This window comes from Microcoleus sp. FACHB-672 (genome assembly GCF_014695725.1).
Lineage (GTDB): Bacteria > Cyanobacteriota > Cyanobacteriia > Cyanobacteriales > Oscillatoriaceae > FACHB-68.
The window spans coordinates 536,372-561,005 of sequence record NZ_JACJOU010000033.1 but is presented as its reverse complement, the minus strand read 5'-3'; the positions used below and the strand labels follow the sequence as shown (position 1 = coordinate 561,005).

Sequence of the window (24,634 nt, the reverse complement as noted above, 5' to 3'; positions counted from 1 at the left end):
CATTCTTTATGATAATTGTCAGCCGGTTTGCCTCCATCTCACTACAGTAGAAATATAAAATTTCCCCTGTCGAGACTTTGCCGGCACCGCTTCTATCCCATCGTGGTAAATTTGGTGGGAATAAGCCAGGTTATTTCAACAATTAAACTGCATATTTTATTTCTATTTAACAAAAGTGCCTATCAATTATCTTGGTTTATTTTATTTTGTGGTGATTGTTTCTCAGGATTTCACCTTATTCACAACGACATAAGCCAATTCCCTTGAGGGCTTATTTTCCCGAATCAAGCAGACAAAAATGCAATTTAAATGTTTTATCTCACCCAACCTTTTAAGAACGTCCAGCCTTAGCCGATTGCTTCTGGAGCTGCTTCACCTCCGAAACCAAACGCTGTAGGTAGGGTTTGATAATCTCTCGATTCTTGTGTTCCAGTTGCTCAATACGCTCCATCAGCTCTTCTATCTGCGCCTGCCAAGCGGCGTGAATCTGGGCAATGACTGCCTCAATGTCATTAAAATCTGAGGGTTCATTTTCACGCTCTTGTATCTGAGCCGTCGTGTTTCTCAGATCCGCAATCGCTTCTTGGATGAATAAAAATTGGACATTTAGCCGCTCCCAGTCGTCTTCTTTAAATGTATGATTCTCCAAACGTTCAGTGACACCTTGCAGTTGGGAGAGCGCTTGGTAAATAGGGTTGAGATCGGTAGATTCTGAAGGAGACACACTTTGACGCACTTCAGCCAACTGCTGACGAAATTCCACCATTGCAGCCGCAGTGCTTTCCGCCAACTCATTTAGGGACTGCCGCAGGTGAGCAATTTCATCTTGAACCCCAGGCGAGTCAAACAACTCTGGAGGTTGGGAAAAGGGAAATAAATCATCAAAGCTGGAAGTCAAAGAATTGATGGCAGCCGGTTCAGGCAGACGCGGTTGTTGCGCCATTCGAGAGCGATTGAGCAGGTTGAGAGACACCGCTAGAGTGAGAGGAGCCGCCGCGAAGACAAACTGCTGGGAGACTGCCGCCGCCAGCGTTCCCACAGCCGAGCCGGCAATCGAGGCGTACTCAGCCAGCTCTAACCAATGCCGGCGGCTCAGAGGGTTGGCCACAGTAGGGTTTGCCACAGTAGGGGTTGTCACAGTTTGGAGTGAGGGTTCTATCTTCTGCATAATTTCAGAGTCGCTTAAGATGCCTTCCCGCAATTTTAGGCGTGATTGCACCGAGTTTTCAGCAAACATTCAGGTTTTAGAACGGATGTTGAAGTTTTTCAACGATCACTTTGCGGCTGAATTTCCCAACGCATAAGGCGTGGAATCTGCGATAGGTGTACACCGTAGTTAAAAATCCAAAGGACGATCTCAACAGCCAATAACCTCTGTACCCAAATTAACTCAGTATCAAAACTAACCAGTGTTAATCCACAATATAGCTGCCAGAAACGGTAAGGCAGGTATAGACAAGGAATCAACACCCACACGCACGATTGAAATTGTTTTAGGGTTACACTTTCGGATAAAATTTGCAACGCGAGTAGGACAAAGTAGGGAATCAAGGTTTGCAACACGCTTCGATTGCCCCACCAAACGCCCCACACAATCATTACCACCAAAGGAAGCGCCAAGCCTACCACCAGCACAATAGCCAACCATGCAGAAAACCACGCCGGCAGCGGTTGCGGAAGGCTAAAAGGCTTTGATTCTCGCCACAAAAAACCGACAAACCCTAAAAAAGAGGTGGATATAACTAGAAAGAGGAGATTTTCGAGCAGGATGTTGAGGTTAGTGGATGCTGTAATCTGCAACATTTAGGCACAAAATAGACAATCAGCCGGTTCAAATTTCCTAGATGCTAGGCTGCATTGGCTTAGGTTTCAATACTTCTAACCCGCTGCGGCTCGATTCCGGCACCGCGTTGGCGATCCGCAATATTTTCTGAGAGCCTCGATAGTGCGGAGTGCATCCCCTGTATTTGGTGCGGCTCGATTTGGGTTTCAAGTTCTTGAGCAAGATTCTCAATCTGCACACTCAAGCCGGCGAGTGCGGCTTTGATCGGTTCGGTGTCCGATTGCTGTTGCAGTTGCTTTACCTCCATGACGAGGCGTTTAATATAGGGCTTGACAATCTGCTGATTCTTCTGCTCTAGCTGTTCAACCCGCTGTTGCAATTGGGCGATCTGAGCCGGCACTTCATCTGCTGAGGTGAGTTGAGATGTTGGGGTTAGCAATTCTGCCGGCTGTACTGGCTGCCTCACCATCTGCCGTAAGGACTCAATTTCCTCTGCCAGACCTTGACGAACTTCCGCGATATTGACATTCGTGCTGTCGCGTAAGCGAACAATTGCTCTGCGAACAATTGCAAACTCTTCCTGAATCTGCGGATCTTGCAAAGACGCAGATGAGCGCTCAAGGCGCTGTTGTAGCTGAACCCACAGCGTACTCAGCCTGAGCATTGAGGCTTCGAGATCCCGAAGGCGTTCAGAAGCCGGTGTAATTTGTGATGAGCTTCGCACCGATTGAATGTCGCCCCGGAGTTCGTGTTCTAAAAGCGAAATGGCTGCGCTAGTGCTTTGCTCAATAGCCTTTGTCTGTGCCAGAAATCGCTGCCGGTTGACCATATTTAGCGAGAGGGCGAGCGTCAGCGGAGCCGCCGCATATACAACTTGTCCCGATACGGCAGCGACAATCGTTCCCACCCCGGAGGCAACCAGAGAGGCGTATTCGGCCAGCTCTAACCGCTGACCCGGTTTCTGAGAGTTCCTCACAGCTTTGAGTGATGGTTCTGTATTCCGCATGGCTGTAGTGTAGTTCAAGATTGCACCTCAAAATGTCAGTTGTCTTTTATCCTTTATCCCTTCACACAGGCGGGACAGCTCTTGTCCCTTCATTCGCCGGCAGCCCTCTTTCCTGTTTCCGCTCCTTCCTATTTCCTAATGCACCTCTTCTCTGCAGCTAGCCCTTAAGTTGTGCCAATTTCCAAAGTGTCTACTCTCACCGGCATCTACTGGTAGCTGCTAAAAACTTGTCACTACTGGCACACCCAGTTAAAAATTTGTGATGAGTAAGGCTTCGCGCCTCTTTTTCATAAAGAATTTGAACCTGATTTTCCTTCAGGTTGTTTAGTCGGCTGAAGGAGTGGCACAAAACTGGCATACGCGCCCCCTTAAATTTTTTACTTTATATGCAGCAATAGAGGGCGTGAATCGCAGTTTAGTCGCACCCGATGTTACTAAGTCCCTCAACCCTCTGACAGTAAATATCTGTCCTAGCTACCGTGAATCGTTAAAACAGAAAATGGGAGATAGCCTCAGCCATGTTACAAGACAGCAACCTGCAACTGATGGCCATGATTAACGATTTAGAAGCGTTGATCTCGGAGATAGATAACAACCCGCGCCTGTCCTCTTGGGTTGTTCGTTTGGTACTCAAGTCGATTAAGGATAAAGCGAAGAAAGCGGCCATCGAGACGACGAACGCAGAAGCATACCTAGACGATCTGCTCGACGCTTTTCCTAATTAATTCACCGGCAACCACACTTTCAGCCAAGGTAAGACGGCTGCCGGCAACCTGCAAACGTGCCGGGGTAAGTGTTTAACCGGGTGCCCTACCTTTGCCCCTAACTGTTTCCCTAAAGGGCCATCTGCGGGTTAAAATTGCAGTCTGGGCACTCAGTCTGCTAGATGTTAGTATAACTTCCGATTTGATACCATTTTGAATGATGTTTCTGTGATCTAGCGTTGGCCGAAGCCGGCAAGATCGAGCATTTTTGGGGCCGGCAAGAAAATCTATAATATCTTTACCCACCGGCAGCAGTCGTTGGGATTAGAGTCCCGGATTAGGGAATTAGAAAAATTTTGGGAAATTAAGTGGTTCCGTCGGCAGTGGTGAGTGTGCTATAAAGTTCAGGCCGGCGATCACGGAATAAGCCGAATGAGGCGCGGCTTAGGGCAAGTTCGGCTAGGTTAAATGTGGCGTAAATGATGCCTTCGTCTACCCGTCCGAGTTCTGCAACTTTGTCTCCCCGGTGGTTGGCGATAAAGGAATGACCATAAAAAGTTTGTCCGCCTTCGCACCCGACACGGTTCGCTGCAACAACCGGCACAGTATTAGCGACGGCATGGCCGATCATCACTCGCTGCCAAGGATCTTTGGTATCTAGGGTTAAATCTTGGGGTTCGTTGCCAATGGCTGTGGGATAAAGTAAAAGTTCGGCTCCCATGAGGACCATTGAGCGAGCACATTCTGGAAACCACTGATCCCAACAAATGCCGACGCCAAGCCGGCCAAAACGAGTTGCCCAGACTCGGAAGCCGGTATTTCCAGGGCGGAAGTAAAATTTTTCTTCGTAGCCTGGGCCGTCGGGAATGTGGCTTTTGCGGTAAACTCCCAAGACTGAGCCACCGGCATCGATGATCGCCACACTGTTGTAGTAAGCCGGGCCGGTTTTTTCAAAAAAGGACACCGGCACAACGACGTTTAATTCCTCAGCTAACTGCTGAAAGTGGGCAATCGTGGGATGTCCCTCTAGGGGATGAGCGTTGTTAAAGAATTGCTCTCGTTCCTCTCGGCAAAAGTAATGTCCCTCAAACAGTTCCGGGGGCAAAATTATTTGGGCACCTTTGCCGGCTGCCTCCCGCACGAGATGACTGATCCGGGTGATATTGCTGGATTTGTCTTCAGAAAAGGCTGTTTGGATGGCTGCAACGGTCGTATTTTGGGTCATGTCAGTTTTTTTAGCGTCGAAGGCTGATATATATATTCACGCTTGCCGGCGAGATGCCGGTTATAAAAAAGTTCAATTCCCCATGCTTCATGCCTTCCCAAAGGTGTGATACACATCACTGGGATAGAAAAAGTCTGTCACTTGGTTATTTTGTTTCTATCACGTGCTCGACCTTGAACTATCACAAACGATGAACGGGTTACATCACGCAATACTTCAGAAAAAGGCGAGATATTAGATACATCGAGTTCAACCCATCATCATGACTTCTCCCACAATCCTTCTTCCCTCCGCTATCTCCGATCTCTTCGCTCAAGTGACTATCTCTGGTTCTATTACGCTTGCTGATCGTTATGGGTTGATGGCAGCGGTTTTGGATGAATCGCTGGATGAGGAGGAAAGATTTTCGATTGACCGGCTGCTGCATTCTGTGAGCCGGGGACGGGTGAAGATTGTGGATGAACTTTCTACTGTTATAGAATAAGTTGTTATTTTCTAGGGTTTTTGGTTGATGCTATGTGCCTTCGGTGATGATGGGCGCTCTTGAAGGTGGCACGGCTATTTTGTTAAGTAATAGTGTATTAGATATTTTTAACCACAAATAAACGCAGATAAATACGATTATTTATCTGCGTTTATGTTGGGATTTTGCAGTCTGTAGATTTGCTACGATTGCAGTTTTTTGAGGGTGTCTAGGGCTTGTTGGGCGCTATCGGTGTCTCCTTTATTGGAAAAGAGGTGGGCGGCGTTTTGTAAATCTTCAATGGCTTTTTGCCGGTCTCTGATTTCTGCACGGGCTAATCCTCGGTTATGATAGGCACCGGCATGATCGGGATGGTGCGCGAGTGTGCTGTTAAAGTCTGCAATTGCACCGGCATAATCTTTGCCGGCAGCTAGGGCAACTCCCCGGTTGAAGTAAGCAACCGCATCATCAGGATTAATCTGTAGTGCGTGATTGTAATCTTCAATGGCTGCCTGCCGATTTCCTAGGTCATAGTAGACTAGTCCCCGGTTGTTGTGTGCGATTGCATCTTGTGGATTGAGTTGCAAGCCTTGGGTGTAATCTGCAACTGCGTTTTGATATTGTCCTAATAGCCGATACGCTTCACCGCGCTGGAAGTATGAGTCTGCATCTTCAGGCAGCAGGCGAATGGCTTCGGTGAAGTCTGCAATTGCGCCGGCATATTCTGCGATGTGAGATCGGGAAAAACCTCGGTTGAAGTAATAAGCGCCCTCGTTGGGATTAATCAGCAAGGCTTGGGTGTAATCCTCAATGGCGGCGGCGTGTTCTCCGAGATTTGAGCGGGCGACGCCTCGGTTGTTATAGACGTTGGCATTGTTGGCATCGAGTTCCAATGCTTGCGTGTAATCTTCAATCGCAGATGGGGCATCGCCGCTATCTAAGCGCTCAAAGCCCCGTTGGCGATAGGCGTGGGCGTTGTTGGGGTTGAGAACGGGATCGTCAAAGCGGTCGATTAAACCTTGAATAATCCGGGGATCGGTGGTGAGCACGCCGACTTCGCGTTCGGGGAAACCGGCATTGGCGGAGAGGAAGTTGTGAGTAGTGAGCAGAGCACTGGTGCTATCGCTCACTAAGTAGTTTTCGTTGGTTCCTAGAACTTTTAACCGCAGTTGGCTGGGATATTTGCTCTGCAACTGTTCCAAGTCGTTGAGCGCGTCATACAAAGTATCGCTCTCGTCGTTGCTTTGCCACTGCCGGCCTGTTTTTCGCGGAAACTCACCGCTATCAATATCTTTGAGGTTGCCCCAGCCAATATCGAGCTGGCCATTTCGCTCCAGAAATGCCTCAAATTTCCGCAGTAAGTCGCTATCAAGGCTGGATCGGCTCACCCAAGGGCAAACAACAATCAGTCGCTGTTGGGTGGTTTCTAGGGCTTCTTCCAACACGGCTCGAATCCCCGGACGGTCAAATACTAACTTGAATTCCCAAGTTTGTAGGGCTTTGAGTAGTTGGTTAATTTCACCCAACTGATTTTCCACGGCTTGAGTCACGAACTGTTGGATATTAGCGAGTTCGGTGGTTGCGCCGGCTAACCCGCTCTCGACATTTGGATTGAATCCAGACGTGACGGGTAATAGTGCTGACACATTGAGTGAGGGAAAATCTGAAGCAGGGCGGTTAGAAACCGTTTCCAAATCTGTTTGCAGTCGCGTGATCGCTTCTTCTAAAGCGGCGATGTGCCCGGTTTCTAAGCGATCTAGGGCAGCGTGCAATCCCGAAATATCTCCTTGCAGAGAATCAACATCAACCGATTGAATCTCGGCAATGCGACTTTCCATTTGAGATTTCGCTTCCGCAACCGCTTCAGCAATTTTCGTCAGGACGCTTTCTACCTCAGCCAGATCGGCAGATTCAGTCAATGCCGGCTCAGAGGAGTAATTTTGCGTTTCTACGTTGATCCGCCGATACAGTTGGGTGAGGGATTCGCGCAACTCTTCTATCTGCTGCCTTTCGGGGCGCTGGTTGAACTGTTCGCTTAGGGTGTTGAGGGGTTCTTGCAGTTCCGCAGTGATGCGCTCTTGAAGTTCTACCGGCAAGCTTTCTACTTGTTGTTGCAAGGATTGAACGTCTTCGCGCAATTGCTGCCAATCTGTCGTCGCACCGGCTGTGTTTCCCCGCAGATCACTGACTAACTTCTGGATGTCTCCCAGATGTTGCTGAACTTCGGCTTTTGTCGCCAAATGCTCTAGAGAGCTTTCTAACTGCCCCAGAGCGGTTCTCAACTCCCCCAATTGCTGCTCTACCTCCACAGAGGCGGGTGCAGATTGTTGTTGGGCGAAGGCTGTTTGCAGGTAAGCGATTCTTTCCCAAGCCTCGGTGATGGCTCTTTCTAATTCCTCTATCTTGGCGCTAGATGGGCTGCTATCTAAGCGTGTGGTGACACCGGCAACCGATTCTAGTAAGCCGGCATACTGTTCTCTCAACTCCAAAAGGTTGCCCGGTACGGGTTCGAGATCCGCGAGATTGTGGATTTCTGCTTCTAGCTGGGCTAGCCGACTTTCCAACCGGGCTTTTGCCTCGGCGACAGATTCGGCGATTTTATTTAAAACTTCTTCAACGCCGGTGAAATCGACGGGTTCTGGCAGCGGTAAGTCATCGATCCGCCGGTTGAGCGCATCAACGACGCCTCGGACTTCTTCTATTTGCAGCCGGCTGTCTACCGGCAGAATTGCGGCTAAAGGCTGGTTGACTTGCGCTCTCAAGTTCGCCAGTTCGGCTTGAATTTCGGCGACGGTTTCCTCTAAGCCGGTGGTTGTTGCCGCTTGGGGGGTGGGGTTTTGGATAATGCGCTCTAATTCGGCTAAGGCACTCCTGAATTCCTCGATTTGCCCCTCAATGGCAAGGTTTGCCGGCATGGGTTGCCGCACGCTGTCGGCGGGTAGGGTTTCTATTCTTTCCACCAGCTGGGCTAAGGTTGTTTCTAAATCTTCTACCCTTGATGCTGCTGGCAAACTGTCGAGTCGTGCAATTAAACCGGCAATGGAGGCGAGTAAGCTGGCATACTCGTGTTGCAGTTGAGCCACATCTTGCCCAAGGGGGCTAATTTCCCGCGCTTCCAACTGGATGAGCCGGCTTTCTATTTGCGCTTTTGAGTCGGCAACGGATTGGGCGATTTTGGCTAAGACTTCTTCAATGCCAGCTAAATCTACAGTTTGGGCAGATGCCGGTTGATCCACACGCCGACTTAACTGGTTAAAGGATTCTCTCAGTTCGTCTAGCTGCTGGGAGATGCCGGCTGGCAATGTTACTCCGCTACGCTGTCTGATCTGCGATCTCAAGTCTTCTAATTCCAGTCGTATATCCTCAACCGCATTGCTCAGCGGGGCAAGTGCTTCGCTGCCGACTAATTCTGCGGTTTGGGCAGATGCCGGTTGATCCACACGCCGGTTTAACTGGTTAAAGGATTCTCTCAGTTCGTCTAATTGCTGGAAAATGCCGGCTGGCAATGTTACTCCGCTGCGCTGTCTGATCTGCGATCTTAAGTCTTCTAATTCCAGTCGTATGTCCTCAACCGCATTACTCAGTGGAGCAAGTGCTTCGCTGCTGGCTAATTCTGTGGTTTCAGATGTGGTAATACTGCCGGTTTCTACACGTTGACTTAGTTCGTTTAAAGATACTCTCAGTTCGTCTAGCTGCTGGGAGATGCCGGCTGGCAATGTTACCCCACTGCGCTGTCTGATCTGCGATCTCAAGTCTTCTAATTCCAGTCGTATATCCTCAACCGCATTGCTCAGTGGGGCAAGTGCTTCGCTGCCGGCTAATTCTGTGGTTTCGGCAGATGTGGTAATGCTGCCGGTTTCTACACGCTGACTTAGTTCGTTTAAAGATACTCTCAGTTCGTCTAGCTGCTGGGAGATGCCGGCTGGCAATGTTACTCCGCTGCGCTGTCTGATCTGCGATCTCAAGTCTTCTAATTCCAGTCGCATATCCTCAATCGCATTGCTCAGTGGGGCAAGTGCTTCAATGTCGGCTAATTCTGCGGTTTCTGAGCTTAGCGCCGCTGTGGCGGTGAAATTTTCCTTTTCTAGATCGATACGGCGCTCTAACCCTGCAAGTGCACCTCTAACTTCTTCTAGCTGCTGTAGCGTGGTGGTTTGCAATGTTTCGTTGGACTGCCGGCTGACTTGTTCGCTCAATGCGTCTAACTGCGCTTGGATGTCTGAGATTGCCCCAGCAGCGGGTACGACGGCTTGCTCTAGGGCGTTCATCGCTGCTACCAGAGAGTTAAAATCTTGCGCCGGCACCCGACTTTGGGCGTCTTGCTGGACTTGGGCTAAGGTTGTTCTTAACTGTTCGAGTTGTTGCTCTAGGAGCGAGTAAGCTTGTGCTGTGAGGGCTTGCTCTTCTGTTGGGCTTTGAGCTTGCCGGTTTTGCAGGTTGGTTTGAAGTTGAGTGACTTCGTTTTCCAGTTGCGCGAGTTCTTCGGTGGTTCGGGCGAAGGCTTTTTCTAAACCTTCCACTCTTGATGCTGGTGGAAATTCTTCTAAACGGTTGCTTACGGTGGCAACGGCTTCCAGCAAGCTGGAATACTGGTTGTGAATGTGGGAGATGTCTCCAGCCGCACTGCCTTCTGCTGTTTCTAGCCCTTCTAACCGGCGCATTTCTGTCTGAAGCGCTTCTTTAACGCCTCTGAGTTCTTCATGAGTGGGCAATCTTCTGACTGAGGCGCGTAGCGATTCCACCTCGGTGGAAAGTTGCCGGTGAATTTGAGTCACGTCTCCGTTTGGGCTGGGCGGTGCCAGTTCCTCTAGCCGCCGCCGGTTTAGCAGGTTCAGCAACAGCGACGCAGACACCGGCGCTGCTGCGTACACCAGCTGCTGCGACAGCACTGCAACAGCCGATCCAGCGATTGAACCAGCAATGGTGATATATTCTGCAATCTCTAGCCAGCTGTTTTTCATAATTCACCTACTTCTAGAACCCCACCACATTTTGCCTGATATTTGCCTTCTATTTTGCCTCAATCGCGCAGCCAAATCTTGCCGAGTTCATTCTGAGATTTTCTGAGGTCTTTTTCTGCATTTAACTTGCATTATAAATTTATAGCAGATTCCGGATAATTGCAGTATAGTTTTATACATCGAAATACCTATTTATTAGGTATTTAGTCAAAATATCTCAGTCAAGCTAATTAACGCTCTCATCAAAAATTCTTCTAAATATTAAACAGGTAAAAAACGCTGAGATTCGGATATCAAAAAGTAACGTTTTCCCGTCGAGACTTCTCCCTCACTACAGCCTAATTCAATAAAGACAGTAGTTTTAAACCTTGTTCTAGGATAAAACTGGCTAAAGAAAAAGTTGAGCGATTGTCTTAATTTGAGAATAATGCAATAAGTTAAAGCTTTTAAACTTCCTCCCAAAGACTTAATTTTTTCTTTCGCAACCGGCTCACTCTTCGAGTAGCGGTTCAGCAGGTTCTTCTGCATCGGCAAATTGGTCGAGGGAGGTTGGGAGAAGTCGGCTGCTTGGTAAATTTAACGGTTGGGCTTCGTCAAAGCGTTGGATCAATTCTTGAATGATGCGCGGATCGGTGGTGCGAACTCCCACCTCTGGGCGATCCCGTTGCGTGCCGGCATTGAGAACATCGTGACTGCCCACCCACGCAAAGGCGCAATCGCATACTAAAAAATTCTCATGGGTTGCCAATCCTTTGAGCTTAAAGCGATCCGGATATTCCCTCACGAGCTGTTGCAACTGATGGATGCCGGCGGCATACTCTGCCGGCGTTTCCACATCCGTGGTTTGTCCCCAACCTATCTCAACGCAACAATGCCGATCTAGCAATGCCCTAAAGTTACGCATCATGGTGTCATCAAGCCGGCTACGCCTCAGCCAGGGACAGACGACGATCAGCCGGTCTTGAGCTTTTTCCAGGGCTTCCACGAGCAGAGAGTGGCTGCGTTCACGCTTCATCACCAGCTCATACTCATAAGGCTGCTGAATGACTTGCAGCTGGTGGTTTATCTCCTCTATGAGGTTGTGACCGGCAGCCTCAACTTGAGCGGGAATGCTGGCAATCGCCCGTTCTACCTGCTTTTGTAAATCGGCAACCGGCAGTTGTGCCGCGCTTGGTGGGGGCAGCCGATCGAGATACTGTTGCAGCGCCACAATCACGCGGGCTAAATTTTCAATCTGCTCAAGTTCAGGCCGGCTTGTAAATTGCTCTCGCAAGCCGTCTAACTGAACTTGAAGGGGTGCCAGCCATTTTTCCAGGGTGGTTTGCCGGTTTTTCAGTTGCTCAATTTCTGAGAGAAAGCCAGAGATATCCCGCCCCGGTTCAATACTTTGGGCTTCGTGTTCCAAGCGTTGAATCACAGAAGTTAACGCCTCAGCCCACTGCTGTTTTGCGGCGTCGAGGCTAGAGAGTTGCTCGTTTAACTGGGAAATCGCTGCTGTAGTTTGTTGGCGCGTCTGTAGCTCAAATCGCTGCCGGTTACTCCAGTTAAGCAGCAGCGACAGCGACAGGGGCGCGACTGCATAGACAAGTTGCTGGAAAAACACAGCCGCAACCGATCCCGCGACTGAGCCGGCGAGGGATACAAACTCTGCAATTTCCAGCACGTTACGGGTTTTCACGAACTTTGTTTAATCTCGCTGCCAAATTTTGATTGTGCCGTTGGCGCTGCCAATGGCGAGGAGTTGACCCGAAGGGCTGATGGATAGGGAGATCGCAGGTTTGCTATCCTCTGCCAGGGTATGCACTCGCTTGCCGGATGCCCTATCCCAGATTTTAACGGTGCCGTCGGCGCTGCCACTGAGTAGGGTTTGGCCATCGGGGGTGAAGGCAACCGAGTAAACCGGCCCGGAATGCTCGGCGAGGGTGGCGATGAGATCGCCGGTGTCCAACTCCCACAGTTTAACGGTGCCGTTGCCGTTGCCGCTAGCGAGGTATGACGTATCGGGACTAAAGCTGAGTGACCAAACAAAATCTAAATTTCCCGTTAGGGTGCCGATATGTTCGCCGGTGTGCATTTGCCACAGATGGATCAGTCCGTCGCCGCCGCCACTGGCGAGAAATTCCCCGTTTGGGCTAAATTGCAGGGCGTAAACCGGCCCGGAATAATCCGTGAGCCGGCTTTGCAAGACGCCGGTGTTCAACTCCCACAGCTTAATCGTTTCGTCAAAACTGCCACTGGCGAGCATTTTACCATCGGGGCTGATGGTGATGGAGCGCACGGAGCCGGAATGGCCGGCCAGGGTATCCATCAATTCCCCAGTTTCTAGCTTCCACAGTTTGATTGTCTCATCCCAGCTCCCGCTTGCCACAATCTGACTATCTGGCGTAATGGCAACGGAAAAAATGCCTTTGGTATGAGCTGACAGGGTGTGTAGCAACTCGCCAGTGTGGGGCTGCCAAATTTTCAGGGTTTTGTCAAAACTGCCGCTGACCAAGTGCTGGCCATCGGCGCTAATGGCCAATCCGCTCACCCAGTCGGTATGTCCGGTGAGGGTACGCACACAGCGCCAGTTTTGATTGAGGGATTGACTGACAAAGCTGGGCAGGAGAATGGATTTGGCCGTTGGTTGGGGCGCGGTTGCTTCCGCTACCGCAGTGGGGGCTGCCGGCTCTTTTTGGCTCAATTCTGGGGCGGCGGCGGATTTTTTCTTTTTGGAGGCGCGGGGTTGTTCTGCTGCCGGTGCCGGTGGCTGTTGCTTGTCGTCCCACCGGCGCTGCATGGCGGTTTCTATTTGGTTGGCCAAACTAGCAAGGCGTTCCGACAGTTGCGTCATCGTCCGTTCCAAGCGGTCAACTCGTTCTACAACGGATGCGCTATTGAGGTAGTGAATGACGCTGCTAACAGATTCCTGGACGGTGGCGCACTCTTCTTGTAGCTGGGCGATATTTTGATAAATTGGGGTCAGGTCGGGCGCTTCCTGTGGCGAGGCAGGTTTTTTTGGCATCTCGGTGCTTCCTGTAGGATAGGTCTGGGGGCCACGAGCGCTATCAGGCAGTGGGGAGGACGCCGGTATTCCTGGCACTGAGGCTTGTAGCAGTTGCATCTCTTCGGCAAATTGCTGCTGCACCCGCATAATGGCCGCCGACGTCCGCCGTGAATTGAGCCGGTCGTAGCGGTAACGGTTGAGTAGGTTCAGCGCGACGGAACTCGTTAGGGGAACAACGGCAAAGATGATCTGCCCGGATATGAGAGCCGCAATTAACCCAACGATTGAGCAAATGAGTGCAATATACTCTGCTATCTCTAGCCGATGAGCAGTATTGCACAGTTTAAGAAAGCTGAAGAAAGCGTTCTGAATTATTGCAGTGATAGACGCGCTAAGGCTCATCGTTACTTACCTGTTTCAAAAGCCTTGAATGTTTAGGATAAGGATGTCTGAATGGGATCGGATGCTGGCCTCCTATGGGGATTTCGCGATGTTTAAATTCTCCTTTTTAGCCTAGCGCTGTTGGGGCGAAAAGTATAAGTGTTGGCGGTTAGGCTTGAGTGGTGCGACTGATTTAAGGGTGCGGTTGCAAATTGTTATTTGCGGTAAGCCTGAAAACATTTGTCAGCGATTGCCCCTCTGATTCGTAATTTTATGGGAGTGTCTCAAAATCGGTGAAGTCCTCTCTCTCCCTCACGCTCAACCTAAAAATTTACTGGAGTGCCGGTTTAATCAACCTCCGCCTAATCTACAACCGCAAAATTAGTCGCGCTAAGTTGAAGTAAATAACGACGCCCAAGACATCAACGGCTGTGGTGATAAATGGGGCCGACATCAGCGCGGGATCTAGTTTGAAGGCACGAAAGATAAACGGCAGTGCCGAACCGGCAATGGATGCCAAAATGGCGATTGCCACTAGACTAATTCCGACTGTAATCGCGACCAACACACTTTCTTGTAGGAAGCTTGCCCACACGGTTGCGATCGCCCCCAGCATTCCCCCTAGTAATGCCCCAGCCATTGCTTCTCGGATAACGACCTGGACGGGTCCCATTGCGCGAATTTCATCGGTATTCAAACCCCGAATCACGACTGTGGAGGACTGCGCCCCGACGTTGCCGCCGGTGCCTACGAGTAGGGGGATAAACGCCGCCAGCGACACCACCTGCTGCAAAAGCCCTTCTTGTGATTTGATAATAGTGCCTGTGACGGTATTTGTTAGTAGCAAGACTAACAGCCAGAGCACTCGTCTACGGGCGACGGTAATTAAATCGGTCTGGAAATAATTGTCTCCGTCGGACTGCACGCCACCCAAGGCATAAATATCTTTGGTGGTTTCTTCTTCTAAGATATCGATCACGTCATCAACGGTGATAATGCCCACCAGCCGTTGTTCGCGATCTACCACCGGCACTGCTAAAAAGTCATAGCGCTGGATGAGTCGGGCAACTTCTTCTTGGTCATCACTGGTGTTGACTGAGACAACCTCGCGGGTCATAATTTCCCCAATTGTCTGGTCTGGCTGGGAGGTGACGAGATCCCGCAGGGACAGAATGCCGGTGAGCCGGCGGGCGGTATCGGTGATATATAGGTAATAAACGATTTCTGTAACGGGCGCTAAGGCGCGAATGCGTTCCAGGGTTTGGCTGACGGTGAAGCTTTCTTTGAGCGAGATATACTCTGGCGTCATGATCCGTCCTGCTGTGCCGGCTTCATAGCCTAATAGCAGTGCGGTTGCTTGCCATTCCGATGGCGATAGTTGTTCGCCTAAACGCCGAACAACGGTTGCCGGCAGTTCATCAAACAGCCGCGCTCGGTCATCGGGCGACATTTTATCGACAATGTCAAGCACTTCCTGGCGCTTGAAGTCCTCCAGCAGCAGTTGTTGCACGCTGGAGTCGAGATGTTCATAAACTTCAGTGGCTTCGTCTTTTGAAAGCAAGCGGAAAGCAATGACTTGCATCGCTTCTGGCAAGCCTTCGATAGCTTCTGCGATATCTGGCGGCTGCACCGGCACTAAAATCGCTTTCGCGCCTTTGAAGTCGCCTTGTTCTAGCAGCGCTTGCATCTGCGATCTCACTAACTCCCGCAGTTCGCGCCGCGACATGGCCTGGAGGGGAGAGGATAGATTGTTATTTTCTGTCAAAACTGTCCCTCCTAATCCCGTCCTACATCGGTTGCTGCCTTTAGTCTAGAGTTCTCTGGCTCTTCAAGGATCGCAAATGCTGAAATTGAGTTTGCCTTGAGCCTTCTGTTTTGGTCGCCTGAAGGGGTGTTTGCCCTTAGGGCATTCCGGGCGCTGATGGCTGAAGTTGTCAGCTAGATGCTTCTATTAAACCTTATGGCACGCTTGAGTGAACGCGTTGCCCTTGCCGGTTATCCCCAGGCTACCAGACTGTACGGTAGCATAGCGGGGTTCTTTTGCTACATCCGCTGCCCTTGATCCGGATGCCGAGGAATTTTTAACCGAACTTACGCATTTCTACGTTGGACAAAGGGGATAGGGTCACGCAAGTTTGAGGCAGCTTTCTCCAACTTCAGCGCATGGGGAAGGCCGGTTAAAAAAGGATGGATTTTCCCCCATAAGGTTACTATTTGGTATTGACTATCAAAAGCTGGATCTGCTGGCTTGCCAATTGTCCGTATAAATCAAACGGCAACTACCTAGAGTAAACAATGAAGTGGATTTTTAATCAAGCACAGAAAATATCTTCCGAGTGTTTCAAACTTTTGAACGCCAACCTGTTTGATATCGGCGACAAAAGTTTTTCCCTTGGTTTAATCTTCCAGCTTATTCTTTTAATTATTATTGTCTTTCTGGTTTCTCGCGCCTTCAGCGTGTGGCTAAAACATCGGCTGTTAATCCGTATGGGATTCGACCGGGGCAGCCGAGAAGCCATTGCCGCAGTCATCAGCTATTCGCTGACCGCCCTAGGCTTTTTAATTGTTCTGCAATCAGTTGGGATTAATTTCAGCTCCATCGCAGTCTTAGCCGGCGTCTTAGGAATTGGCTTAGGTTTCTCGTTGCAAAATTTAGCGAGTAATTTTATTAGCGGTTTAACACTTTTGTTTGAGCGACCGATTAAAGTTGGAGATTTTATTGAAGTTGATGATTTATTAGGAACGGTTGAAAATATTTCTATTCGCTCTACAATTGTTCGTACCATCGATGGAGTATTTGTGATTGTCCCGAATATCCGCTTTGTTGAAAATAATATTATTAACTGGAGCTATCGAGACCCCAAATGCTGCATTCATATCCCCGTGGGAGTTGACTACGGAACTGACCCAATTCTCGTCACAGAGGCATTGCTCGCCGCTGCCCGGATGGAATCGAGTGTATTATCCTATCCTTCTCCAAAGGTGTGGTTTAAAGGATTTGCGGAAAGTGATTTAAAATTTGAACTTTTGGTTTGGATAGATCAGCCCCACGAGAGTGATCCAATTAAAAGTGCTTTGCATTTTCGCATTGAACATGAATTCCGTCATCGAGGAATTTCAATTCCTTTTCCGCAGCGAAATTTGTATATCCGCAATATAGATGAACTGGGTGCTTTGTTTAATAAAAGCAATCCTGATGAAGCAACGAACGGCAAAATGCCGGCTCAACATCCCACGCCCGCACCCCCTACAAATTTATCGCCAAAATCACCGAATAATTGGACACTCCGAGATTTATTGCGGCGCGTGACTTATTTTGAGCAGTGTTCAGATTTGGAATTGCGGCAATTGATTGAATACGGCTACCGACAACTGTTTCCTTCCGGGCAGGTTGTTTGCCAAGAAAACGGCCCAGGAGAGTCTTTTTATATTATTCTCACCGGCTCTGTTGAAGTCTTTTCTCAAAAAATTGGCAAATACATTGCTACACTGCATGAAGGTGAGTTTTTTGGGGAGATGTCTTTGCTGATGGGAACGCCTCGCTCAGCAACCGTTCGCACTTTAGAAGACTCGATTCTTTTTGTTGTAGAACGTCACGATCTCCAGAAACTTTTAGTCGAGCATCCAGGTTTAGCCGATCAGCTTGCTCAAAAATTATCTGAACGCCAACAAGCACTTCGCAATTTAGGATTATTACCCGAAGGTTCTTTAGAAGAAACGCCTTTGATTTGGGTTCGCAAACGACTACAAACTCTTTTTGGTATTTAAATATAGGAAGTATTCATAGAAGTAAAGCGATTTTAATGTAGTAGCTTTAGCTATTAAATTTGACCGCACTAGCGGAGGATTTCCTTGATGTTCCACGCCCTAAGCTACGCCTTTTAATGGAAAATTTTCCATCATCCCCAGCTTGATGTCCGTAGGAATCGTTGTAGCATTTAAAAGCGTCAACATCAACCATAATCAGCGATAGAGGCAAATGCTCCTGTTGCAGACGCAGCCATTAAGAATTCAGCATCTCATCGAAATAACGCCGGTTGGCAATTTGAGTTAAGCCCTCTAAGTTTGCTAGCCGCTGTAATTCTTGATTGGCCCGTCGCAGCGCATCTTCTGCCTGCCGGCGCTGCATGAAAATACCCAGTTATAGGGCAACCTAATTTAAGTTTTGTTATGAATTTAAGTTAGGCTTTTTTGCTTGTGAAGTATTGTATAACAAGCTGTTATTTCGGCGTAAAACTGACAATATAGCGCTCTAAACGTTAAATATTTTTTAGATGAGCTTTTTTTTCGTCAATACCCAACAAGCTAGCTTTGACCAACTACACTTAGCCGTTCTTTGATGGCTGAAACCCTTGCCCTCTAGAAGTTCTAACGATTTTTATTCGATCTATTGACGGAAAAATCAACATCGGTTATGATAAGCTAGTTGATGAAAAAATCAACACTTTTTAGATCAAATTCAGACTCGCTAAAAATCCCCTCACGTCATAACGCTATTAGAGGAAAATGAATATGAACAAAGTGGCCCCCAAAGACAGTAAAGCCAAAATCATCGAAGCATTTAATCAACTGCTCGCTGAACGTAAGAAAATTGACTCAAAAGTAGCGACGAAGGAACAAGAAGCGGCGAAAGAACAGAATAAACAGCTTCTTGAAGTCGCCTCAACCTATACTATTGATAGCATTGTTAAAGGTCTTGCAGATCTACAATTAGAGTTTGGTAGCATTGTTACCGGCTTATCAGGGAAATTAGCCACAGAAACCTCAAAGCTAGGCGAACTTAAGCGAGCAATAGAAATTGAAGCGCAGAACTTGCAAGAGTTTCAGCAAATTAGAATTGTAGCTGACGCCCTGCATATTTTAAATCAAGAACACCAAGCCACCTTAAAAGCGTTAGAACAAGCGGCAGATGCTCAGCGAGAAGCACTTGAAAAAGACAAAGCTGAAAAGAAAAAGGCTTGGCAAAAAGAGGGAGAGGAATATGAAATCTCCGTTCAAGAACAGACTGAGCTATTAATTAAAGAGCGCCGGCAGGAAGCAGAGGATTATCAATATAAAATCGAACGCACGCGCAAAATTGAAACAGATGAGTATGAAGATCGCGCCCGGAAACAAGAAAGAGAGCTGCTTGCAACTGAGCAAGCCAATCAAAAACAATGGACTGAGCGTGAAAAAGTATTGGCAGCGAATCAAAAATTATTTGAAGAATACCAACAAAAAGTAGCGACGATGCCAGAAGAATTGAAAAAAGCAGAAGATGAAGCTCGGAAAAAGGCAATTGAAGAGGTTAATCGAGATGCGAAAGTGAAGGCTGATTTATTTAAGAAAGAGTGGGACAAAACTGATGAAAGTTATCAATTAGAAATTAAGTCTCTAGAAGAGACAATTCAAAGACAATCCGAACAAATTGCGGATATTTCATCCCAACTTCAAGCGACGATAAAGCAAGCACAAGACCTCTCCATGCGAGCATTTGCAACCTCTTCTAATAATGGAAGTTCTCAAGAGAAAGTAAAAAGTTAGATATCAGCAGCAAAGGCGAGTTTTGTCTTCGTTTCTTTATCAAAGCCGCCGCTACATCTATTCGTTAGGATTGTCTTTCTCTGGTTACGCTTTCCTTAACCCTTTTTGGAGATAAATTATGACAAAAAAAATCAACACGAAGAGTACCAAAGATGAAATTCTAAAGGCATTTGAAGAACTAAGTCAGGAAAAAATAGCGATCAAATCTGAACTGGAAAAACTGCAAAAAGAACAGAAAGCAGCCACTTCTCAAAAACCGATTAATCAACCGCAGGGAGAACCCAACAAAATGATGAATCAAGGCCAAGTCGCTCAACAAAAGATGAATCAAACGATTGAAAGTCTGGCCAAGATTCAATTAAATCTAGGGAGCGCTGTCAGCGAGTTATCTGAACAACTGACTTTAGAGGCTTCTCAACTTGCAGAAATTCGGCAGTCGGTAGCAGCGGAACTTAAGCAATTAGAAGAACTGCACGCGCTGCAAGTTGCGGAAGATACGTTAGAAACTTTAATTCAAGAATATGAAGAAAGCTCTAAAGAGTTTTATGAAGAATTAAGTCAAAGACGTGAGGCTCTTGAGCAAGAAAAGCAGGAGCAGAAAAAGGCTTGGGATAAAGAGCAAGAAGAATATAAACGAGCGACTAAAGAGCGCAATGATTTATATAGTACAACGCGTCAAAGGGACACTCAGGAATATCAATACGAACTCAAACTTCAACGCCAGCTCAATACAGATGAATATGAGTTGCAGCAAAAGAGCTTGTATACAGAGCTAGAAGAAATTAAGAAGGTAAAAGAGAAAGAATGGGCTGAGCGGGCAAAACAAATCTCCGAACGCGAGAAACAATATGAAGAAGCGAAAGCTAAGGTAGACGCTTTTGCTAAAGATAAGGAGGCGGCAATTAAGAAGGCAACCGAAGAAGGCAAAGGAATTGGCAACTATCAAGCGAAAGTTAGTGCTGATTTGTATGCCAAGGAAGTGGAAGGTCAAAAGCGTTTGTATGAACTGAGAATGCAGTCTTTAGAGCAGACCATTCAAACTCAGGATGCACGGATTCTCAGCCTTTCTAAGCAGCTTGAATCGGCGCTCAAACAGGTGCAAGATTTAGCAGTGAAGGCAATTGAAGGGGCGTCGAATATGAGTTCATCTCAGGTTCTCAAAGAAATCGCTTTGGAACAAGCAAAAACTCTGCAAAAAAGTAAATAACCTTGAGGGAAAAGGGATGGCTTTTTGCGTCTCCATTTCCCTGATGATGCCCCACATTGGATGAATGGTTCCGTTTAACTAGAGATTGTAGCGAGAATCGAGAATAAATTTTCCAAACCGGCCTCAAAAAAAATTTGGGTAATGCCAGCCTCCTGACGAAGGAGGATTTTTTTGGAAGACAGCCATTCCCTGGTGCTATCTTCTCAGGAGAAGTATTGATAGTTGTTGGGTGCTTCTTGCATTTGCCAATATATTAGTATTTATATTGAACCCCATCGGTCGCGAAAACCCTTATTATGCCTTCTTACCCTGGAATCTCTAGCGAAGCCTTTCGTCATCCCCTTGATCGCGAAGCTGAGCAAGCTTTACGCAGTTTACCTGGCTTTGATATGGTGGCCCGCAAATTTGTAGAATTTGTTTATGAGCGCCCCCAGTTCGTTTTTTTAATGGGCAATAGCATTCAAGTGGGACCCCGCCAGTATGCTAGCCTCTATAATATATTCCGGGAATGCGTGCGGGATTTAGATATTTACCCTGAACCTTCATTATTTATCGCTCAAAATCCCCAGGCTAACGCTCATGCAATTGGGCAAGAACAGCCTTCTGTAATTTTAAATTCTGGGCTTTTAGACTTACTGAGCGATGAGGAAATTCGGACTGTAATAGCTCATGAATTAGGGCATATTAAATGCGGTCACACGACCTTAATTCAAATGGCGCGGTGGGCAATGGAAGTTGCTTTTTTTATTGGAGATTTGACGTTTGGAATCGGCAATATAGTAAGTAGGGGGTTGATTTTAGCATTTTATGAATGGATGCGAAAAGCTGAATTGTCTGCGGATCGAGCGGCTTTTTTGGTTACGGATGATTTGAATCCGGTGATGCTGGCGATGATGAAACTTGCCGGCGGCAGTGTTCGGCACAGTAACGAGTGCAGTTTAGAGGAGTTTCTTCGTCAAGCAGAAAGGTATCAGCAACTCGACCAAGACAGTTTGAATCAAGTGTATAAATTTTTGCTTTATAATAACATTGCTCAAAATGTGTTTCTCAGCCATCCTTTCACGGTTGAGCGAGTTCACTATTTGCAAGAATGGTCAAAATCAGAAGATTACCGTCAAATTCGTGCCGGCAACTATCGCCGTGCAAGTGCGGAGGGATCGGTTGAGGTGCAATCAGAGGCATCCAGCAATGATAATGATGTGGATGTATTGCGCCGGCAGGTTGAGGAATTGCAACGGGAAATTAATCGGGTGAAATCTCAGCGTCCACCGGGAGAACAGTAGTATTCGCTCATTGCCTTCTGCAGAGTAAGCGATTGAAGACAAATAACCGCTGAAAATTCTGCATTATTTCCCCAACCGGCCTAGAAAAACGCCCAATTGAACACAGATGAGTCCTAGAAAAGCACTGCCTATCCAATAAAAGCCGGCTGTGAGAAAGTGCTGATTGCGTAATAAGACAACGCTCTCTAACCCATAGGTGGAGAAAGTTGTGTAAGCCCCCAAGAAGCCGGTAGTAACTAACAACCGCACTTCTGGGGGAATGGTTGTCAGCCGTTCTAAAGCTAGGGTAATAAACAAGCCCATGCCAAAACAGCCGGTGAGATTGATAAAAAAGGTGCCGTAGGGAAAGCCGGTGCCGAAGCGCTGTGCAAACCACAAAGTCAAGTAATAGCGACTGAGGGCACCGGCAATCGCGCCAAAAGTGATAGCGATGGGATTGCGAATTGCAGGATCTTGAAGCATGGACTTGGCTGCCGGTTGGTGAGTGCAGTCAAAGTTAGCAGAACCCTAAGAAGATCGTTGCCGGCAACTCATGCAGCATAACCGCTTTCCCCTGACTGATATATTTGCTCGTCCTGCTATTTGTCTAGCACTCGCACATCAATCACGCTGGAATTGAAATTATAGGTAAAACCTTCAAGTTCAACCGGCGTTCCAATTTTCAGTTTACTATTACCCAATACCGGCCCAGTTTCAGTAATTTGAGCTTTGCCAGTCAGTGTAATCAGCAGATTGCTGCTGTAATTCTCCTCAACTCTTGGATCGGGTTTTGGCTTGACCGAGCCATCGGGTTGGGGAACTGCCAACATTTTGTCTAGAAGTTGTACTGATTTAATATCAATCTTACCGTAAGGCTGATTGCGAATAATCACATTTGTCGTGTTCGTTTTTTGAAACTCTTGGATCAAAGCTTTGGGATCGCGCACACTCAGACCTCGGACAATCAAATCAACCTCAATAGGTTTGGTGGGGACATTGACTTGAGCCACAGAACCAGAGGTGCCAGGAAAGAAGAAAATCCCCACAACTACCAGCAGAATCACCAGTGCAGCCCCCACATCGAGGATGCTAATTTTACCGAATAAGCGCCCTTGAGAATCTAAAAGCTTCATAGAGAATTGTCCTGACCAAACAGTCACAGTTGTCTAAACTAACACAGAGATTACCACTGCCGGCGCTCTACTTCAGGTGACTTTTAAAGTTGGCCGACAGTTTTATCTCCAGAAGCTTGCCCGATAGAACCACTGTGTGGTAGGGAACACTAAACTAGATTTTATCAGTCGATCCTAAAAGAACTGTTGTTGATATAGAGTTTCCTCACACAGCTAGTATGTTTAATCCTTTGTCTTTGATTTCCCGTTCTTCCCATCGGCGCTGGTTCTATGCGTTGCTGTCTGTCGTCGTCGCTATCAGCGTGACTGTGGGTTCCTCTTACCCCAGCCAGGCGATTTCCATCGGAGACATATTTCGCGGCGGAATTCAGGTAATTCAGGGAATTCAGATTGCCAATATGTCTGATGAAAAAGAAGTTGAATTTGGAGGGCAGATAAACAAGCAGCTGCGTCGTGAGGTTAAGATCAGCCGAAACGCGGAACTGAATAAGTACATTGACCAAATTGGTCAGCGCTTGGCTGCTCAGAGCGACCGGCCTAATATTCCCTATACCTTTCAAGTCGTTACAGACGATAACATCAATGCCTTTGCGACGGTGGGGGGTTTTGTTTATATCAACACCGGCTTGATTAAAGCAGCAGACAACGAATCCCAACTTGCGAGCGTCATGGCCCATGAAATTGGTCATATTTCAGGCAAGCACGTCCTGAAGGGCATCAGAAAAGCCTCAATTGAGCAAGGATTGGCCTCCGCTGCCGGTATGGATCGAAACACAGCCGTGAGACTTGGGGTGCAAGTCGCCCTGCGGCTGCCTAGAAGCCGAAATTATGAATATGAAGCCGATAAAACAGGTTTGATGGCATTAAAAGGGGCCGGCTACGCTCAATCTGGCATGATCGGCTTTTTTCAAAAACTGCTAGGTAAAGGTCGCTCAGCACCCACTTTTTTAAGCTCTCACCCAGCAACTGAAGATCGGATCGAGGCCATTCGACAAACTGTTGACCCGGCTCAAGCGAGCGTGGGAGATGGCCAAGACAGTGCAGCCTACAAAGCCAAAATTCAGCAGCTATTATAAGTGGAGTTGCCGGTTAAAACCGCAGCCACACCAATCAGAACCGCGTCCAGAGGGTCAAAAATTTCGTCAATCTCTCTGGGCGCGTGCTTCGTTGATATCGCGCCATCCCAAGCAATATTCAATTTAATTCAAATACTGAACTTAACGTTTCACTTCATCAGTACCCGTTCTGGTTGAATCTGTGTGATCGCTTCATCCAGAGGTAACGTGCGGACACTGTACTGAAACACATTGACTTGATAAACTTTTCGATGGGTGATGTCAACGCCGGTTAACCAACCACTGATGGGATGATAAGCGCCGGTGTCGATATCGAGCCATCCCGGCCCTTGAGCCAGTTCGCCGGCAGCTACGCCCGGTAAGGTAAACGTAATCGTGTGGCCGGTGATGATCAGTTTATCGGGAAAGTAAGGTTTAGTGCTGCGGTGGAATTCATCGCGTATCCAGCAAAAGTCCTCAGGCGTTTGTTTTTCCAAAGGGAGATTGGGAGCAAGGCCGGCATGCACTAACCAGATATCGCCCAAGTCTAGGTAAATTGGCAGTGTCCGCATCCATTCCAAATGAGCCATTGGAATGCCGGCTTTTCCATAACTTGCCAGCGTCGCCCGCCCCCCACTATAGAGCCATGCCGCCAGAGCCGGATTGTTCTGGCGTCCATTGGGGAAAGAATCGAGTAACAGTTGCTCGTGGTTGCCCAAAACGCATTTATAGCCGCTTTGTCGCACAAACTCCACAACATCAGCGCTTTGAGGCCCGCGATCAATCAAATCACCCACGAAATAAACCTGATCGTCTGCTCCAGGGGCAATTGCATCCAACAGAACCATTAGACCATCGTAATGGCCATGTACATCGCCAATAAAAATGCGTCGGTGAGTTATTTCGCTCATTTAAAAAAGTCTCTGGCTAAAAATAGGGGGTAGC

Annotated in this window: 21 protein-coding genes; 7 read left to right on the top strand and 14 right to left on the bottom strand. The window is 47.9% G+C overall.

The features are described from left to right. Nucleotides 1-331 precede the first annotated feature (331 nt). Genes H6F56_RS25460 through H6F56_RS25450 form a run of 3 tightly spaced genes read right to left on the bottom strand, consistent with a single transcriptional unit; the run spans nucleotide 332 to nucleotide 2,807 of the window. Nucleotides 332-1,237 carry a hypothetical protein gene (locus tag H6F56_RS25460; RefSeq protein ID WP_190674830.1) on the bottom strand — a complete coding sequence of 302 codons (906 nt, stop codon included), beginning with the start codon at nucleotides 1,235-1,237 and terminating at the stop codon, nucleotides 332-334. 29 nt (nucleotides 1,238-1,266) lie between these two features. After that, nucleotides 1,267-1,803, bottom strand: a complete 537-nt coding sequence (locus H6F56_RS25455) for a hypothetical protein (RefSeq protein ID WP_190674827.1) — start codon at nucleotides 1,801-1,803, stop codon at nucleotides 1,267-1,269. Nucleotides 1,804-1,862: 59 nt separating this feature from the next. Continuing rightward, nucleotides 1,863-2,807: a hypothetical protein gene (locus H6F56_RS25450; protein ID WP_190674824.1), complete on the bottom strand. Its 945-nt coding sequence runs from the start codon at nucleotides 2,805-2,807 to the stop codon at nucleotides 1,863-1,865. Nucleotides 2,808-3,307: 500 nt separating this feature from the next. Here H6F56_RS25450 and H6F56_RS25445 point away from each other — a divergent pair, with 500 nt between their 5' ends. Beyond that, nucleotides 3,308-3,514, top strand: coding sequence for a hypothetical protein (locus tag H6F56_RS25445; RefSeq protein ID WP_190674821.1), 207 nt, complete (start codon nucleotides 3,308-3,310; stop codon nucleotides 3,512-3,514). 343 nt (nucleotides 3,515-3,857) lie between these two features. Here H6F56_RS25445 and aguB read toward each other — a convergent pair whose 3' ends face one another. Beyond that, nucleotides 3,858-4,718 carry an N-carbamoylputrescine amidase gene (aguB, locus tag H6F56_RS25440; protein ID WP_190674818.1) on the bottom strand — a complete coding sequence of 287 codons (861 nt, stop codon included), beginning with the start codon at nucleotides 4,716-4,718 and terminating at the stop codon, nucleotides 3,858-3,860. 262 nt (nucleotides 4,719-4,980) lie between these two features. On the opposite strand from aguB, the gene H6F56_RS25435 reads away from it, so the two are divergent. Then, nucleotides 4,981-5,202 (top strand): hypothetical protein, encoded by a 222-nt coding sequence (locus H6F56_RS25435; protein WP_190674814.1) that lies wholly within the window; start codon nucleotides 4,981-4,983, stop codon nucleotides 5,200-5,202. A 182-nt stretch (nucleotides 5,203-5,384) separates the two neighbouring features. Here the strand turns inward: H6F56_RS25435 and H6F56_RS25430 are convergent, their stop codons facing one another. The 4 genes from H6F56_RS25430 to mgtE all read right to left on the bottom strand — a co-directional run bounded on the left by H6F56_RS25430 (nucleotide 5,385) and on the right by mgtE (nucleotide 15,274). Then, nucleotides 5,385-10,142: a tetratricopeptide repeat protein gene (locus H6F56_RS25430; protein WP_190674810.1), complete on the bottom strand. Its 4,758-nt coding sequence runs from the start codon at nucleotides 10,140-10,142 to the stop codon at nucleotides 5,385-5,387. 490 nt (nucleotides 10,143-10,632) lie between these two features. Beyond that, nucleotides 10,633-11,820, bottom strand: a complete 1,188-nt coding sequence (locus H6F56_RS27175; RefSeq protein WP_190674807.1) for a phospholipase D-like domain-containing protein — start codon at nucleotides 11,818-11,820, stop codon at nucleotides 10,633-10,635. 9 nt (nucleotides 11,821-11,829) lie between these two features. After that, nucleotides 11,830-13,530, bottom strand: coding sequence for a WD40 repeat domain-containing protein (locus tag H6F56_RS25420; RefSeq protein ID WP_190674804.1), 1,701 nt, complete (start codon nucleotides 13,528-13,530; stop codon nucleotides 11,830-11,832). 346 nt (nucleotides 13,531-13,876) lie between these two features. Continuing rightward, complete coding sequence (mgtE, locus tag H6F56_RS25415) at nucleotides 13,877-15,274, bottom strand: magnesium transporter (RefSeq protein WP_190674802.1); 1,398 nt, start codon at nucleotides 15,272-15,274, stop codon at nucleotides 13,877-13,879. A gap of 530 nt (nucleotides 15,275-15,804) precedes the next feature. On the opposite strand from mgtE, the gene H6F56_RS25410 reads away from it, so the two are divergent. Then, entirely contained in the window at nucleotides 15,805-17,277 is a 1,473-nt protein-coding gene (locus H6F56_RS25410) for a mechanosensitive ion channel domain-containing protein (protein ID WP_190674788.1), read from the top strand. A gap of 46 nt (nucleotides 17,278-17,323) precedes the next feature. On the opposite strand, the gene H6F56_RS27170 is transcribed toward H6F56_RS25410, so the two are convergent. Beyond that, nucleotides 17,324-17,503: a diguanylate cyclase gene (locus H6F56_RS27170; RefSeq protein WP_309236644.1), complete on the bottom strand. Its 180-nt coding sequence runs from the start codon at nucleotides 17,501-17,503 to the stop codon at nucleotides 17,324-17,326. Between the two features lie 9 nt (nucleotides 17,504-17,512). Beyond that, nucleotides 17,513-17,638: a hypothetical protein gene (locus H6F56_RS27165; RefSeq protein WP_309236638.1), complete on the bottom strand. Its 126-nt coding sequence runs from the start codon at nucleotides 17,636-17,638 to the stop codon at nucleotides 17,513-17,515. A gap of 383 nt (nucleotides 17,639-18,021) precedes the next feature. Here H6F56_RS27165 and H6F56_RS25400 point away from each other — a divergent pair, with 383 nt between their 5' ends. From H6F56_RS25400 to H6F56_RS25390, 3 genes are all read left to right on the top strand, one after another. After that, a complete protein-coding gene (locus H6F56_RS25400) occupies nucleotides 18,022-19,032 on the top strand; it encodes a hypothetical protein (protein ID WP_190674775.1) in 1,011 nt (336 codons plus the stop codon). 118 nt (nucleotides 19,033-19,150) lie between these two features. Continuing rightward, entirely contained in the window at nucleotides 19,151-20,239 is a 1,089-nt protein-coding gene (locus tag H6F56_RS25395; protein WP_199313244.1) for a hypothetical protein, read from the top strand. A gap of 296 nt (nucleotides 20,240-20,535) precedes the next feature. After that, on the top strand, nucleotides 20,536-21,522 hold the full coding sequence (locus tag H6F56_RS25390) for a M48 family metallopeptidase (protein WP_190674772.1): 987 nt from the start codon (nucleotides 20,536-20,538) through the stop codon (nucleotides 21,520-21,522). 63 nt (nucleotides 21,523-21,585) lie between these two features. Here H6F56_RS25390 and crcB read toward each other — a convergent pair whose 3' ends face one another. Both crcB and H6F56_RS25380 read right to left on the bottom strand, forming a co-directional pair. Next, nucleotides 21,586-21,984 (bottom strand): fluoride efflux transporter CrcB, encoded by a 399-nt coding sequence (crcB, locus tag H6F56_RS25385; protein WP_190674769.1) that lies wholly within the window; start codon nucleotides 21,982-21,984, stop codon nucleotides 21,586-21,588. Between the two features lie 116 nt (nucleotides 21,985-22,100). Further along, the gene (locus H6F56_RS25380; protein ID WP_190674767.1) at nucleotides 22,101-22,634 is read right to left on the bottom strand and encodes a DUF4330 domain-containing protein; all 534 of its coding nucleotides are present in this window, start codon (nucleotides 22,632-22,634) and stop codon (nucleotides 22,101-22,103) included. A gap of 218 nt (nucleotides 22,635-22,852) precedes the next feature. Between H6F56_RS25380 and H6F56_RS25375 the strand changes: the two genes are divergently transcribed. Continuing rightward, nucleotides 22,853-23,710 carry a M48 family metallopeptidase gene (locus H6F56_RS25375; RefSeq protein ID WP_190674764.1) on the top strand — a complete coding sequence of 286 codons (858 nt, stop codon included), beginning with the start codon at nucleotides 22,853-22,855 and terminating at the stop codon, nucleotides 23,708-23,710. On the opposite strand, the gene H6F56_RS26025 is transcribed toward H6F56_RS25375, so the two are convergent. Then, nucleotides 23,695-23,832, bottom strand: a complete 138-nt coding sequence (locus tag H6F56_RS26025; RefSeq protein ID WP_206753428.1) for a hypothetical protein — start codon at nucleotides 23,830-23,832, stop codon at nucleotides 23,695-23,697. The genes H6F56_RS25375 and H6F56_RS26025 overlap by 16 nt on opposite strands. A gap of 27 nt (nucleotides 23,833-23,859) precedes the next feature. Further along, entirely contained in the window at nucleotides 23,860-24,591 is a 732-nt protein-coding gene (locus H6F56_RS25370) for a metallophosphoesterase family protein (RefSeq protein WP_309236643.1), read from the bottom strand. Nucleotides 24,592-24,634: the final 43 nt, after the last annotated feature.